Here is a 14,400-nt window from a genome sequence, read left to right as displayed (position 1 = left end):
ACCGGACCGGACGAGCATGCCCTGTATCAGGCGGTGAGCGGCAGGCGTCGAAAGTCCATGAACCTTCTCAAACGCAAGGCCGCGATCCTGGCAGCACTGACCCTCGTCGCCGGCGGCGTCCTCGTGACGTCCTCCGTGGCGCAGGCGCAGAACACCATCTACGTCCAGTCGAAGTTCAACGGCCGGTGCATGACCGCCTCGACCGGCCAGAACGGCGCCGGCGTCATCATGGTCGACTGCCAGAACGCCCTCACCCAGCGCTGGTACTGGGACGGGCTGAGACTGCGCAACGCCGACGGCGGCAGATGCCTCACCGCCGCCTGGGGCAACCTCGACAACGGCGCCCACCTGCAGATGTACGACTGCCAGGCGAGCAACAACGCCTTCCAGCTGTTCTACCGCCCCGCCTCCTCGACAGCGGAGGTCGGCCGGATCCGGTCGTGGCAGTCCGGCAACCGGTGCGTCGAGATCGCGGGCGCGAACTGGTGGAACGGCGCCTCCGTGCAGCTGTGGGACTGCCACGGAGGCGGCAACCAGTACTGGTGGGCCTAATAACCCAGGGCGGTCTTGATGTCCTGCTCGACGGCGGCGGTGGTGACGAACAACAGCTCATCGCCGCCTTCGAGCGTGTCGTCCGGCTGCGGCACGATGACCCGCCCGCCGCGCAGGATCGTCACCAGAGCGGCGTCACGGGGCAGTTCCAGTTCCGAGACCGCGCGGCCGGCGAACGGCGTCGACTCGTCGAGCGTGATCTCCACGAGGTTCGCCTGGCCCTGGCGCAACGTCATCAGCCGTACGACGTCACCGATCGTCACGGACTCCTCGACCATGGCGGCCAACAGCCGTGGCGTCGACACGGCGACGTCGACACCCCATGACTCGGTGAAGAGCCATTCGTTCGTCGGGTCGTTCACACGCGCGATGACGCGACGGACCGCGAACTCCGTCTTGGCCAGAAGCGACACCACGAGGTTGACCTTGTCGTCACCGGTCGCGGCGATCACCACGTCGCACAGGTGCATGCCCGCGTCCTCCAAAGAGGACAATTCACACGCGTCGGCCTGCACCCACTCGGCCTGCTCGACCGAGTTCGGGTCGAAGTGCTTGCGGTCCCGCTCGATGAGCATGACCTGGTGCCCGTCCGAGACGAGCTCCTGCGCGATGGACCGTCCCACCGCTCCCGCACCAGCGATAGCGATCCGCATCAGCTCTCCTCCGGTGCCTGCAGCGCCGCCGCCGCGACGTCGGTGATCGTGCCGGACAGCGCCGCCACGTAGATGGTGTCATCGGCTTGCACGACGGTCTTCGCGTCCGGCAGCACGCCGGTGCCGAAGCGCATCACGAACGCCACGCGCGCCCGGATCGCCTCTTCCAGCTCGCGCACCGGCCGCCCGACCCACTCCTCGGCGACCTCGATCGGTAGCACCGCCACGGTCCCGGACGGGTCGCGCCACGCCGTCGCCGCGCCTTCGGGCAACAGCATCCGCAGGAACCTGTCCGTCGACCACGGCACCGTCGCCACGGTCGGAATTCCCAGCCGCTCGTACACGGCGGCGCGCTTGTGGTCGTAGATGCGCGCGACGACGTGCTCGACTCCGAACGTCTCGCGCGCGACCCGCGCCGAGATGATGTTCGAGTTGTCACCACTGGAGACCGCGGCGAACGCGCCCGCGCGCTCGACACCCGCCTCGATCAGGACATTGCGGTCGAAACCGTTGCCGACGACCTGCTGCCCGTGGAAGTCGCTGCCCAGCCTGCGGAACGACTGCGGGTCCTTGTCGATCACGGCGACCTGGTGGTCGAGTCGCTCCAGAGCCTTGGCCAGGGACGCCCCCACCCGGCCACACCCCATGATCACCACGTGCACGACATGCCTCCTCAGGCGAACCTTGCGCAGAACCTACCGAGCATTAGCCCGTCCTGGTGAGCGGACCCCTTACGCTCTGGCGGTGTCCAAGCTCGCCACCGCTGCCAAACGCCTCCTGGTAGGACGGCCGTTCCGCAGTGATCGCCTCGCGCACACCCTCCTGCCCAAACGCATCGCCCTGCCCGTGTTCGCCTCCGACGCCATGTCGTCGGTCGCGTACGCGCCGGAGGAGATCTTCCTGATGCTGTCGGTGGCGGGCCTGAGCGCCTACACCATGGCGCCGTGGGTTGGAGTCGCGGTCGTCGTGGTGATGCTCACCGTGGTGGCCAGCTACCGGCAGAACGTGCACGCCTACCCGTCCGGCGGCGGCGACTACGAGGTCGCGACGGTCAACCTAGGCCGCCGTGCGGGGCTCACGGTGGCGAGCGCACTGCTCGTCGACTACATCCTCACGGTCGCGGTGTCGATCTCGGCGGCCGCGGCGAACATCGGCTCCGCGATCCCGTTCGTCGCGACCCACAAGGCGGAGTTCGCGGTCGCGGCCATCGTGCTGCTGACGGCGGTGAACCTGCGCGGCATCCGCGAGTCCGGCAGCGCGTTCGCCGTGCCGGTCTACGCCTTCATGGTCGGCGTCTTCGGCCTGATCGGCTACGGCCTGTTCCGCGGTTTCGTGATGGGCGACGACATGCGGGCGGAGAGCTCGGGCCTCGAGATCCACGCCGAGCAGGACCACCTGATGGGCCTCGCGTTCGTGTTCCTGGTGCTGCGGGCGTTCTCGTCCGGCTGCGCCGCCCTCACCGGCGTCGAGGCGATCAGCAACGGCGTGCCCGCGTTCCGCAAGCCCAAGTCCCGCAACGCCGCGACGACGCTGCTGCTGATGGGCACCATCTCGGTCGTCATGCTGATGGGCCTGATCATCCTCGCCCAGCTGACCGACGTGCGGATGGCCGAGTTCCCGCAGCAGCAGATCACCAACGCCCCAGCGGGCTACGAGCAGAAGACGATGGTCGCGCAGATCGCGCACGCCGTGTTCGACAACTTCCCGCCCGGCTTCTACTTCATCGCCGGCGTCACCGCGCTGATCCTGGTGCTCGCCGCGAACACCGCGTTCAACGGGTTCCCGGTGCTCGGCTCGATCCTCGCCCAGGACCGCTACCTGCCGCGGCAGCTGCACACCCGCGGCGACCGGCTGGCGTTCTCCAACGGCATCATCTTCCTGGCCGGGTTCGCGGTCGTGCTGGTGATCGCGTTCGACGCCGAGGTCACCCGGCTGATCCAGCTCTACATCGTCGGTGTGTTCGTCTCGTTCACGCTCAGCCAGCTCGGCATGATCAAGCACTGGCACCGGCTGCTCAAGACCGAGACCGACGAGCAGGTGCGCCGGCGGATGCGGCGCTCGCAGGCCATCAACACGTTCGGACTCGCCCTGACCGCGACCGTGCTGATCATCGTGCTGATCACCAAGTTCACCAAGGGCGCGTGGATCGCCATCGCCGCGATGGCCGCCATCTACGCGTTGATGACCGCGATCCGCAAGCACTACGACACCGTCGCCGAGGAACTGCGCAAGCAGGAGCGCGTGCGCACGATGCCCGCGCGCAACCACGCGATGGTGCTGGTGTCCAAACTGCACATGCCGACGCTGCGGGCGTTGTCCTACGCCAAGGCCGTGCGTCCGGACGTGCTGGAGGCCGTCACCGTCAACGTCGACGACGGCGACACGCGCCGGCTCGTCGCGGAGTGGGAGAAGGAGAACTTCAAGATCCCGCTCAAGGTGATCGAGTCGCCCTACCGGGAGATCACCAAGCCCGTTCTCGACTACGTCAAGCGCGTCAAGTCGGACAACCCACGCGACGTTGTTACCGTGTTCATTCCCGAGTACGTGGTCGGCCACTGGTGGGAGCAGCTTCTGCACAACCAGAGCGCGTTGCGGCTCAAGGGAAGGCTGCTTTTCCAGCCGGGTGTGATGGTGACCAGTGTCCCGTGGCAGCTCGAATCCTCGGTGAAGAAGGTCAAGGACAAGGACGTCATCGCGCCCGGCGCTGTCCGAAGGGGACTTGACGACCGATGAGCACCACCAAAGAAGACTGGACCGGACGCAAGTTCGAAGTAGAAGTAGGACCTGTCGCCCACGGCGGGCATTTCGTCGCACGGCACGAGGGGCGCGTTCTGTTCGTGCGTCACGCGCTGCCCGGCGAACGCGTTGTGGTGTCCGTGTACGAGGACAACGGCGGCTCGTTCTGCCGTGCGGACGCCGTGGAGATCCTGGAGCCGTCACCGGACCGCGTCGAGGCACCGTGCCCGTTCAGCGGGCCGGGGATGTGCGGCGGCTGCGACTTCCAGCACGTCTCGTGGGACGCGCAACGGGAGCTGAAGGCCGAGGTCGTCCGCGAGCAGCTGTCGAGGCTCGCCAAGATCGAACGCGACGTGGTCGTGGAGGCGCTGCCGGGCGGTCCGCTGGAGTGGCGGACCCGGATCCGGATGGCCGTCGGCCGCGACGGGAAGCCGGGCTTCCGGGGTCTGCGTTCCCACGATGTGATCCCGATCGACCACTGTGTGATCTCCCGGCCGGGCATGGTCGAGGCGGTGACCGACCGAAAGTGGCGGGCACAGGAGCTCACGATCGTCCAGGACGGTGACGGCAACCGTCATGTGGGTGAGGTGCGTGGCCGACACACCACGCGACGCGCCGGAACCGGTACGGCCGTCGAGACCGCTGCCCAACGAAAGTGGCGAGTTTCGGCCGATGGTTTCTGGCAGGTCCACCCGGCCGCCGCGGACACGTTCGCGTCCGTCGTGGGGGAGTGGGCCGCGGCCAAGCCGGGGCAACGCGCGTGGGACCTGTACGGCGGTGCGGGCCTCTTCGCCTCCGTGCTCGGACGGCAGGTCGGCGAAAGCGGATCCGTGCTGGTCGTGGAGTCCTTCCCCGGTGCCGTGGAGGACGGCCGGCGCAACCTCCGCCGCATGTCCCAGGTGGAGTGGGTGGCGGACAAGGTGGAGCTCGCCGTGACCCGCAAACTGCCCGTCGAGAACCCTCATGTCGTGGTCCTCGACCCCCCTCGCAAGGGGGCGGGCAAGGTCGTTGTGGCTGAAGTCGCACGACGCCGTCCCGAACGGGTCGTCTACGTCGCCTGCGACCCCGCCGCACTGGCCCGCGACCTGGCCGAATTCACAGTTCAGGGGTACCGGCTCGCGGAGCTGCGGGCGTTCGACGCGTTCCCCATGACCCATCACATGGAGTGCATCGCCCTGCTCGTGCCTGAGACGAGTTGAGGCAGCGTCTCAGTCGCGTCTCCGTAGACTGAGCCGAAGTCTTCAGGAGTGAGGTGGGCGTGGTGACCCTGCTGGAGTCCGTGCACGGACCAGCTGATCTGAAACGGATGGACGAGGCGCAGCTGTCGCGCCTGTGTGAGGAGATCCGGCGTTTCCTGGTCGACAAGGTGTCCAAGACGGGCGGGCACCTGGGCCCCAACCTGGGTGTCGTCGAACTGACCGTGGCACTGCACCGGGTCTTCGACTCGCCGCAGGACCCGATCGTGTTCGACACCGGTCACCAGTCGTACGTGCACAAGATCGTCACGGGCCGCCGCGACGGCTTCGACCGGCTGCGCAAGATGGGCGGCATGTCGGGGTACCCGTCGCGGTCGGAGTCCGAGCACGACGTGCAGGAGAGCTCGCACGCCTCGACGGCGTTGTCCTACGCGGACGGCCTGGCGAAGGCGAAGCAGATCAACGGCGCCCACGGCCATGTGGTCGCGGTCGTCGGTGACGGCGCGCTGACCGGAGGCATGTGCTGGGAGGCGTTGAACAACATCGCGGCGGACAAGACCCGTCCCGTCGTGATCGTGGTCAACGACAACGGCCGCTCGTACTCACCGACGATCGGTGGTCTCGCGGACCACCTGTCGTCGCTGCGGCTGCGTCCCGGCTACGAGCGCGTGCTGGAGAAGGGCAAGAGCGCGCTGCAGCAGACGCCGTTCTTCGGCAAGCCCCTCTACGCCGCGCTGCACGCCGCCAAGCGCGGCATCAAGGACGCGCTGGCGCCGCAGGCGATGTTCGAGGACCTCGGCCTCAAGTACATCGGCCCGGTCGACGGCCACGACATGGCGACGCTGGAAGCCGCACTGCAGCGCGCCAAGTCGTTCGGCGGCCCGGTGATCGTGCACGCGGTCACCCGCAAGGGCATGGGGTTCGCGCCGGCCGAGAACCACGAGGCCGACCAGATGCACGCCACCGGCGTCATCGACCCGATCACCGGCGAGGACGTCAAACCGTCCAGCCGGACCTGGACGCACGTGTTCTCCGACGCGCTGGTGCAGGTCGGCCGCGAGCGTTCGGACATCGTGGCGATCACGGCCGCGATGCAGGGGCCCACCGGCCTCGACCCGTTCGCCAAGGCGTACCCGGAGCGCTTCTTCGACGTCGGCATCGCCGAGCAGCACGCATTCACCTCCGCCGCCGGTCTGGCGATCGGCGGGCTGCACCCCGTCGTGGCCGTCTACGCGACGTTCCTGAACCGCGCGTTCGACCAGCTGTTGATGGACGTCGCGCTGCACAAGCAGGGCGTCACCGTCGTGCTGGACCGGGCCGGCGTCACCGGCCCGGACGGCGCGTCGCACCACGGCATGTGGGACATGTCGATCCTCGGCGTCATCCCTGGCATTCACGTGGCGGCGCCGCGTGACGCCGGCACGCTGGTCGAGGAGCTGCGAGAGGCCGTGGCGATCTCGGACGCGCCGTCGGTGATCCGCTACCCGAAGGCCTCGGTCGGCCCGGACCTGCCCGCGTTGGAGCGCGTGGGTTCCGTGGACGTGCTTCGGCGTTCGGGCAACGACGTGCTGCTGGTGACGGTCGGCGCGTTGGGCGGGCTTGGTCTCGAGGCCGCGCAACGGCTGGAGGACCAGGGCATCGGCGTGACGGTCGTCGACCCGCGGTGGATCTACCCGATGTCGGTGGACCTCGTGGAGATGGCCGCGTCGCACAAGCTCGTGGTGACGGTCGAGGACGGTGGCCGCCACGGTGGCTTCGGCTCCTCTCTCGCGGCCGCGCTTCGCGATGCCGACGTCGAGGTGCCGTTGCGCGACATCGCTCTGCCGCAACGCTTCCACGACCACGGTGACCGTGGCGAAGTGCTGGCGTTGTGCGGCATCACCGCGCAGGACGTCGCACGGCGCGTGACGGAGTGGGCCGCTCGTCTGGAGTGCCTGCCCGTCGAGATCGACGCGCCGGCTGAGAAGTAGGACTTCGTCGCCGGCCGGGGTCGTGATGGCACCGGCCGGCGAGGAATTCCTGGCCGAAACAGCCTGTGAAGGTGTCGTTAAGCGCCTTCTCAGGTGAATGTGGCACCTTTGAGGCGTGCGGATTCTGGTAGTCGAGGACGAGGCGCCTCTGGCCGACGCGATCGCTCGCGGCCTGAGGCGCGAAGGCATGGCCGTGGACGTCGCCTACGACGGCGAGACCGGGCACGAGAAGTCGACCGTCACGCGGTACGACGTGGTCGTGCTCGACCGAGACCTCCCCGGGATGTCCGGCGACGAGCTGTGCAAGGAGATCCTCAGCTCCGGCGCGCTCACCAGGGTCATGATGCTGACGGCGAGCGGGTCCATCGAGGATCGCGTGTCCGGCCTGTCACTGGGCGCGGACGACTACCTCGCGAAGCCGTTCGCGTTCCCCGAGCTGGTCGCGCGCGTGCGGGCACTGGCCCGGCGCGCCACCCCGGCGACGCCGCCCGTGCTCGCCGCCCAGGACGTCGAACTGGACCCGGCGCGGCGCACCGTGTCGCGCGGCGGGCAGCCGATCGAGCTGACCCGCAAGGAGTTCGGGGTCCTCGAAGTGCTGCTCGCGGCCAAGGGATCGGTCGTCAGCAGCGAAGAGCTGCTTGAGCGCGTGTGGGACGAGAACGCCGATCCGTTCACCACGACCGTGCGCGTCACCGTGATGACGTTGCGCAAGAAGCTGGGCGAGCCGGGCATCATCGACACCGTCGTGGGCTCGGGCTATCGGGTCCCCAGTGCCTCGAACGGCTCTGCAGAGGACTGACCTGTGCGCCGACGCGGGCCAGGACTGCGTCTCCGGATCACGCTGCTCACCACCGCGCTCGTCGCCGTGGTGAGTGCTGTCCTGCTCTTCCTCGGCTGGACGCTGGTCGGGCGGGTCTTCGACTCGTCGCCGTCGTTCCCCTCCGACACCCAGGTCACGGTCGACGGCGTCACCGTCACCGTGAAGGTGCTGACCGACGCGTTGACGGCCACCGCGCGTCAGGACCTGCTACGCGCTGGACTGATCGCGTTCGCGTGCATGGTCGTAGCTGCTGCTGTCCTGGCATGGACGTTCACCGGCCGTGTCCTGAAGCCACTGCACGACGTGACGGGTGCTGCCCGCCGGTTGTCGGCCGAGTCGCTGGGGTCGCGGTTGCGACTGGAAGGTCCGCGTGACGAGGTCGCGGAGCTCGCGGACACGTTCGACTCGATGCTCGACCGGCTGGAAGCCGCCTTCGACTCGCAGCGCCGGTTCGTGGCGAACGCATCGCACGAACTGCGCACTCCTCTCTCGGTGGTGCGCACTGAGCTGGACGTGACTCTGTCCGATCCGGACGCCGACGTCGAAGAGCTCCGGCGCATGGCCGGTGTCGTGCGTGCGGCGGGGGAGCGTGCCGAACAGTTGGTGTCGGCGCTGCTGCTGCTCGCACGTACGGACGGGATCGGGCTTGCTGTTCGTGAGCCGGTGGACCTGTCCGCTGTGGTCGAGTCCGCGTGGAAGGCGACACGGGCCGAGGCCGAGGCACGGAACCTGCGCGCGGTGTTCCGGTGCGTGCCGGCGCTCGCGGTCGGGGATCCGGCTCTGTTGGAGCGCATCGCCGGCAACCTGCTCGAGAACGCCACCCGGCACAACCACGTCGGCGGATGGATCGAGACGGTGGTGGAGACGGGACCGCAGTGGTCGGTGCTGCGGGTGTCGTCGTCCGGCCAGTTGATCCCGCCGGACCGCGTGGAGGAGCTGTTCGAGCCGTTCCGCCGCGGGGGCAAGGACCGGACCAGCCAGTCCGGCACGGGGCTCGGGCTCTCGATCGTGCGTGCCGCGGTGGCGGCCCACGGCGGGTTTGCGCAGGCAGTGGCCGTGCCGACCGGTGGTCTGTCGGTCTCCGTGCACCTGCCCGCCGCACCTCGGTGAAGCCGGATACAAGATTGTCGGCGTGGCCCCGGTCACACTCTGCGTCGATCTTGGCGGGTTTGGGCCGTCGGCGTAGTGTCTGACCTGCGGTTACGCCGTTAGGGACCCCCGATTTGGATCTCCTGGGGCGCCCGTGTAAATTTCTCCATGCCAGCACGGAACGGGCCGGGAAACACAGCCGGAACGGAGTGCGGCGAAAGACTTCTAAGCCTGACACAGCCCCGGAAGTGACTCTCCTCGGAGATGAGCTGCGGTGTGCGCGTGTTCTTTGAGAACTCAACAGCGTGCCGAAACACAGCCAGTAATATATGAATTACCTCCTCGTCGAGGTAGTTCCTTTGAGGCAAGACCAGATTGATGCCAGACATATTCCGTCTGGAGCGATCAAACATAATCCTTATTGGAGAGTTTGATCCTGGCTCAGGACGAACGCTGGCGGCGTGCTTAACACATGCAAGTCGAGCGGTAAGGCCCTTCGGGGTACACGAGCGGCGAACGGGTGAGTAACACGTGGGTAACCTGCCCTGTACTCTGGGATAAGCCTTGGAAACGAGGTCTAATACCGGATACGACACTGAATCGCATGATTCGGTGTGGAAAGTTCAGGCGGTATGGGATGGACCCGCGGCCTATCAGCTTGTTGGTGGGGTAATGGCCTACCAAGGCGACGACGGGTAGCCGGCCTGAGAGGGTGACCGGCCACACTGGGACTGAGACACGGCCCAGACTCCTACGGGAGGCAGCAGTGGGGAATATTGCACAATGGGCGAAAGCCTGATGCAGCGACGCCGCGTGAGGGATGACGGCCTTCGGGTTGTAAACCTCTTTCAGCAGGGACGAAGCGCAAGTGACGGTACCTGCAGAAGAAGCACCGGCTAACTACGTGCCAGCAGCCGCGGTAATACGTAGGGTGCGAGCGTTGTCCGGAATTATTGGGCGTAAAGAGCTCGTAGGCGGTTTGTCGCGTCGGCCGTGAAAACTTGGGGCTTAACTCCAAGCTTGCGGTCGATACGGGCAGACTTGAGTTCGGCAGGGGAGACTGGAATTCCTGGTGTAGCGGTGAAATGCGCAGATATCAGGAGGAACACCGGTGGCGAAGGCGGGTCTCTGGGCCGACACTGACGCTGAGGAGCGAAAGCGTGGGGAGCGAACAGGATTAGATACCCTGGTAGTCCACGCCGTAAACGGTGGGTGCTAGGTGTGGGGGGCTTCCACGCCCTCTGTGCCGCAGCTAACGCATTAAGCACCCCGCCTGGGGAGTACGGCCGCAAGGCTAAAACTCAAAGGAATTGACGGGGGCCCGCACAAGCGGCGGAGCATGTGGATTAATTCGATGCAACGCGAAGAACCTTACCTGGGCTTGACATGGACTAGAAAGCTCTAGAGATAGAGCCTCCCTTGTGGCTGGTTCACAGGTGGTGCATGGCTGTCGTCAGCTCGTGTCGTGAGATGTTGGGTTAAGTCCCGCAACGAGCGCAACCCTCGTTCCATGTTGCCAGCGGGTAATGCCGGGGACTCATGGGAGACTGCCGGGGTCAACTCGGAGGAAGGTGGGGATGACGTCAAGTCATCATGCCCCTTATGTCCAGGGCTTCACACATGCTACAATGGCCGGTACAAAGGGCTGCTAAGCCGTGAGGTGGAGCGAATCCCATAAAGCCGGTCTCAGTTCGGATCGGGGTCTGCAACTCGACCCCGTGAAGTCGGAGTCGCTAGTAATCGCAGATCAGCAACGCTGCGGTGAATACGTTCCCGGGCCTTGTACACACCGCCCGTCACGTCACGAAAGTCGGTAACACCCGAAGCCCGTGGCTCAACCCGCAAGGGGGAGAGCGGTCGAAGGTGGGACTGGCGATTGGGACGAAGTCGTAACAAGGTAGCCGTACCGGAAGGTGCGGCTGGATCACCTCCTTTCTAAGGAGCATCTACTACCGATCTTGGGCAAACGTTCCGAGCGGTAGTCAGAACCTGCACTCGCTTAAGCGAGGTAGGGCTCATTAGTGGATGCTGGCTGGCTAGACGTTCGGTTGTTTCGACAGTGAGTACTGCGCCTTCGGGTGCGTGGAAAGGTGTCGCGGGGGCTGGATGAATAGATCGGTACGCTGTTGGGTCCTGAGGGAACACGCTTTTCGTGTCTTTCAGTGGTCGGGCTCTTGCCGCGGATGAACCACCTGACATTGGTCAGGCCGGCGTTCGCACTGGTGCGAGAGTGTCTGATTGTTCTTTGAGAACTGCACAGTGGATGCGAGCATCTTTGTAGCAAGTTAGTAAGGGCATACGGTGGATGTCTTGGCACCAGGAGCCGATGAAGGACGTAGGAGACTGCGAAAAGTCTAGGGGAGCTGTCAACCGAGCTGAGATCCTAGAATTTCCGAATGGGGAAACCCGGACCCAGTCATGTGGGTTCACCCATACCTGAACACATAGGGTATGTGGAGGGAACGCGGGGAAGTGAAACATCTCAGTACCCGCAGGAAGAGAAAACAACCGTGATTCCGTGAGTAGTGGCGAGCGAAAGCGGAAGAGGCTAAACCGTATTCGTGTGATACCCGGCAGGGGTTGCGTGTACGGGGTCGTGGGACCTCTTGGTCAGTTCTGCCGAACTGGCAAACAGTCAGAAAACGTGTGGTTAGAGGAATACGTCTGGAAAGCGTGAGCGTAGAGGGTGAAACTCCCGTACTCGAAAACCTATCGTCTGTTTAGAGTGTTCCCAAGTAGCAGCGTACTCGTGAAATTCGCTGTGAATCTGGCGGGACCACCCGCTAAGCCTAAATACTCCCTGGTGACCGATAGCGGACTAGTACCGTGAGGGAAAGATGAAAAGTACCCCGGGAGGGGAGTGAAATAGTACCTGAAACCGTGTGCCTACAATCCGTCGGAGCCTTTAGGGGTGACGGCGTGCCTTTTGAAGAATGAGCCTGCGAGTTAGTGCTACGTGGCGAGGTTAACCCGTGTGGGGTAGCCGTAGCGAAAGCGAGTCTGAATAGGGCGCTTGAGTCGCGTGGTCTAGACCCGAAGCGGTGTGATCTAGCCATGGCCAGGGTGAAGCGCGGGTAAGACCGCGTGGAGGCCCGAACCCACCAGGGTTGAAAACCTGGGGGATGAGCTGTGGTTAGGGGTGAAAGGCCAATCAAACACCGTGATAGCTGGTTCTCCCCGAAATGCATTTAGGTGCAGCGTCGTGTGTTTCACCACGGGGGTAGAGCACTGGATGGTCTAGGGGGCCTACAAGCTTACCGAAATCAACCAAACTCCGAATACCGTGGTGTGAGAGCGCGGCAGTGAGACTGCGGGCGATAAGGTTCGTAGTCGAGAGGGAAACAGCCCAGAACGCCAGCTAAGGTCCCTAAGTGTGTGCTAAGTGGGAAAGGATGTGGGGTCGCACAGACAGCCAGGAGGTTGGCTTAGAAGCAGCCACCCTTTAAAGAGTGCGTAATAGCTCACTGGTCAAGTGGTCCTGCGCCGACAATGTAGCGGGGCTTAAGCACACCACCGAAGCTGTGTCATTTCGAGTTTACTCGGGATGGGTAGGGGAGCGTCGTGTAGCGGTTGAAGCGGCGGAGTAATCCAGCCGTGGACGCTATGCGAGTGAGAATGCAGGCATGAGTAGCGAAAGACGAGTGAGAAACTCGTCCGCCGGATGACCAAGGGTTCCTGGGCCAGGCTAATCCGCCCAGGGTAAGTCGGGACCTAAGGCGAGGCCGACAGGCGTAGTCGATGGACAACGGGTTGATATTCCCGTACCCGTGTGAACGCGCCCATGATGAACCTTGTGATACTAACCGCCCAAAGCACCTCCTGAAAGCCTTCGGGCCGATGGGGACTGTGGAGCGCGGGACCTGAACTTGTAGTAGTCAAGCGATGGGGTGACGCAGGAGGGTAGCTCCGCCAGTGAGTGGTAGTACTGGTGCAAGCGTGTAGGCCGAAGCATAGGCAAATCCGTGCTTCATTAAGGCTGAGACGTGATGCGTAGCCGATTGAGGCGAAGTAGAGTGATCCCATGCTGCCGAGAAAAGCCTCTAGCGAGCTTTCACGCGGCCCGTACCCCAAACCGACACAGGTGGTCAGGTAGAGAATACCAAGGCGATCGGGCGAACTGTGGTTAAGGAACTCGGCAAAATGCCCCCGTAACTTCGGGAGAAGGGGGGCCGTAGCGCTTGAAGCCTCTTGCAGGCTAGGGCGAGACGGCCGCAGAGACCAGCGAGAAGCGACTGTTTACTAAAAACACAGGTCCATGCGAAGTCGCAAGACGATGTATATGGACTGACGCCTGCCCGGTGCTGGAACGTTAAGGGGACCGGTTAGTCCTTCGGGGCGAAGCTGAGAACTTAAGCGCCAGTAAACGGCGGTGGTAACTATAACCATCCTAAGGTAGCGAAATTCCTTGTCGGGTAAGTTCCGACCTGCACGAATGGCGTAACGACTTCTCGACTGTCTCAACCGCAGGCCCGGCGAAATTGCATTACGAGTAAAGATGCTCGTTACGCGCGGCAGGACGGAAAGACCCCGGGACCTTTACTATAGCTTGGTATTGGTGTTCGATTCGGCTTGTGTAGGATAGGTGGGAGACTGTGAAGCGCTGACGCCAGTCAGTGTGGAGTCAACGTTGAAATACCACTCTGGTCGTATTGGATGTCTAACCTCGGTCCGTGATCCGGATCAGGGACAGTGCCTGGTGGGTAGTTTAACTGGGGCGGTTGCCTCCCAAAGAGTAACGGAGGCGCTCAAAGGTTCCCTCAGCCTGGTTGGCAATCAGGTGTTGAGTGCAAGTGCACAAGGGAGCTTGACTGTGAGACTGACGGGTCGAGCAGGGACGAAAGTCGGAACTAGTGATCCGGCCATGGCTTGTGGAAGCGTGGTCGCTCAACGGATAAAAGGTACCCCGGGGATAACAGGCTGATCTTCCCCAAGAGTCCATATCGACGGGATGGTTTGGCACCTCGATGTCGGCTCGTCGCATCCTGGGGCTGGAGTAGGTCCCAAGGGTTGGGCTGTTCGCCCATTAAAGCGGTACGCGAGCTGGGTTTAGAACGTCGTGAGACAGTTCGGTCCCTATCCGCCGCGCGCGTAGGATACTTGAGGAAGGCTGTCCCTAGTACGAGAGGACCGGGACGGACGGACCGCTGGTGTGCCAGTTGTTCTGCCAAGAGCATTGCTGGTTGGCTACGTTCGGAAGGGATAACCGCTGAAGGCATCTAAGCGGGAAGCTCGTTCCAAGATGAGGTATCCCACCCTTCGTGGGTTAAGGCCCCCAGCTAGACCACTGGGTTGATAGGCCAGAGGTGGAAGACCGGTAACGGTTGGAGCTGACTGGTACTAATAGGCCGAGGACTTGTTACAAAGACGCTACGCATCCACTGTGC

At 64.2% G+C, this 14,400-nt stretch carries 8 protein-coding genes and 2 rRNA genes; 8 read left to right on the top strand and 2 right to left on the bottom strand.

Annotated elements, in window-relative coordinates; translation table 11 throughout:
• Window positions 1-57 precede the first annotated feature (57 nt).
• A complete protein-coding gene (locus OG205_RS21285; protein ID WP_330277983.1) occupies window positions 58-552 on the top strand; it encodes an RICIN domain-containing protein in 495 nt (164 codons plus the stop codon).
• Here the strand turns inward: OG205_RS21285 and OG205_RS21280 are convergent.
• The gene (locus OG205_RS21280) at window positions 549-1,205 is read right to left on the bottom strand and encodes a potassium channel family protein (protein ID WP_319978216.1); all 657 of its coding nucleotides are present in this window, start codon (window positions 1,203-1,205) and stop codon (window positions 549-551) included. The genes OG205_RS21285 and OG205_RS21280 overlap by 4 nt on opposite strands.
• Window positions 1,205-1,867: a potassium channel family protein gene (locus tag OG205_RS21275; protein ID WP_330277982.1), complete on the bottom strand. Its 663-nt coding sequence runs from the start codon at window positions 1,865-1,867 to the stop codon at window positions 1,205-1,207. The genes OG205_RS21280 and OG205_RS21275 overlap by 1 nt, the downstream gene beginning before the upstream one ends.
• A gap of 82 nt (window positions 1,868-1,949) precedes the next feature.
• Between OG205_RS21275 and OG205_RS21270 the strand changes: the two genes are divergently transcribed.
• From OG205_RS21270 to OG205_RS21240, 7 genes are all read left to right on the top strand, one after another.
• Complete coding sequence (locus OG205_RS21270) at window positions 1,950-3,938, top strand: APC family permease (RefSeq protein WP_330277981.1); 1,989 nt, start codon at window positions 1,950-1,952, stop codon at window positions 3,936-3,938.
• Window positions 3,935-5,140, top strand: coding sequence for a class I SAM-dependent RNA methyltransferase (locus OG205_RS21265; RefSeq protein WP_330277980.1), 1,206 nt, complete (start codon window positions 3,935-3,937; stop codon window positions 5,138-5,140). Before OG205_RS21270 ends, OG205_RS21265 begins: the two co-directional genes overlap by 4 nt.
• 62 nt (window positions 5,141-5,202) lie before the next feature.
• Window positions 5,203-7,107, top strand: a complete 1,905-nt coding sequence (gene dxs / locus OG205_RS21260) for a 1-deoxy-D-xylulose-5-phosphate synthase (protein WP_330277979.1) — start codon at window positions 5,203-5,205, stop codon at window positions 7,105-7,107.
• 115 nt (window positions 7,108-7,222) lie between these two features.
• Window positions 7,223-7,906 carry a response regulator transcription factor gene (locus OG205_RS21255; protein WP_330277978.1) on the top strand — a complete coding sequence of 228 codons (684 nt, stop codon included), beginning with the start codon at window positions 7,223-7,225 and terminating at the stop codon, window positions 7,904-7,906.
• A gap of 3 nt (window positions 7,907-7,909) precedes the next feature.
• Window positions 7,910-9,037: a sensor histidine kinase gene (locus OG205_RS21250; RefSeq protein ID WP_330277977.1), complete on the top strand. Its 1,128-nt coding sequence runs from the start codon at window positions 7,910-7,912 to the stop codon at window positions 9,035-9,037.
• A gap of 397 nt (window positions 9,038-9,434) precedes the next feature.
• Window positions 9,435-10,951 (top strand): 16S ribosomal RNA (locus OG205_RS21245).
• A gap of 343 nt (window positions 10,952-11,294) precedes the next feature.
• Window positions 11,295-14,377 (top strand): 23S ribosomal RNA (locus OG205_RS21240).
• The 16S and 23S rRNA genes sit together here, the layout of an rRNA operon.
• The last annotated feature ends 23 nt before the right edge of the window (window positions 14,378-14,400 follow it).

This window comes from Lentzea sp. NBC_00516, assembly GCF_036346835.1.
Lineage (GTDB): Bacteria > Actinomycetota > Actinomycetes > Mycobacteriales > Pseudonocardiaceae > Lentzea > Lentzea sokolovensis.
This window is presented reverse-complemented; position numbering and strand designations above follow the sequence as displayed.

What these genes read in the sequence shown, in the direction of transcription:
- OG205_RS21285 (WP_330277983.1), top strand. Translation starts at nt 58, where the DNA reads ATGAACCTTCTCAAACGCAAGGCCGCGATCCTGGCAGCACTGACCCTC.
- OG205_RS21280 (WP_319978216.1), bottom strand. Translation starts at nt 1,205, where the DNA reads ATGCGGATCGCTATCGCTGGTGCGGGAGCGGTGGGACGGTCCATCGCG.
- OG205_RS21265 (WP_330277980.1), top strand. Translation starts at nt 3,935, where the DNA reads ATGAGCACCACCAAAGAAGACTGGACCGGACGCAAGTTCGAAGTAGAA.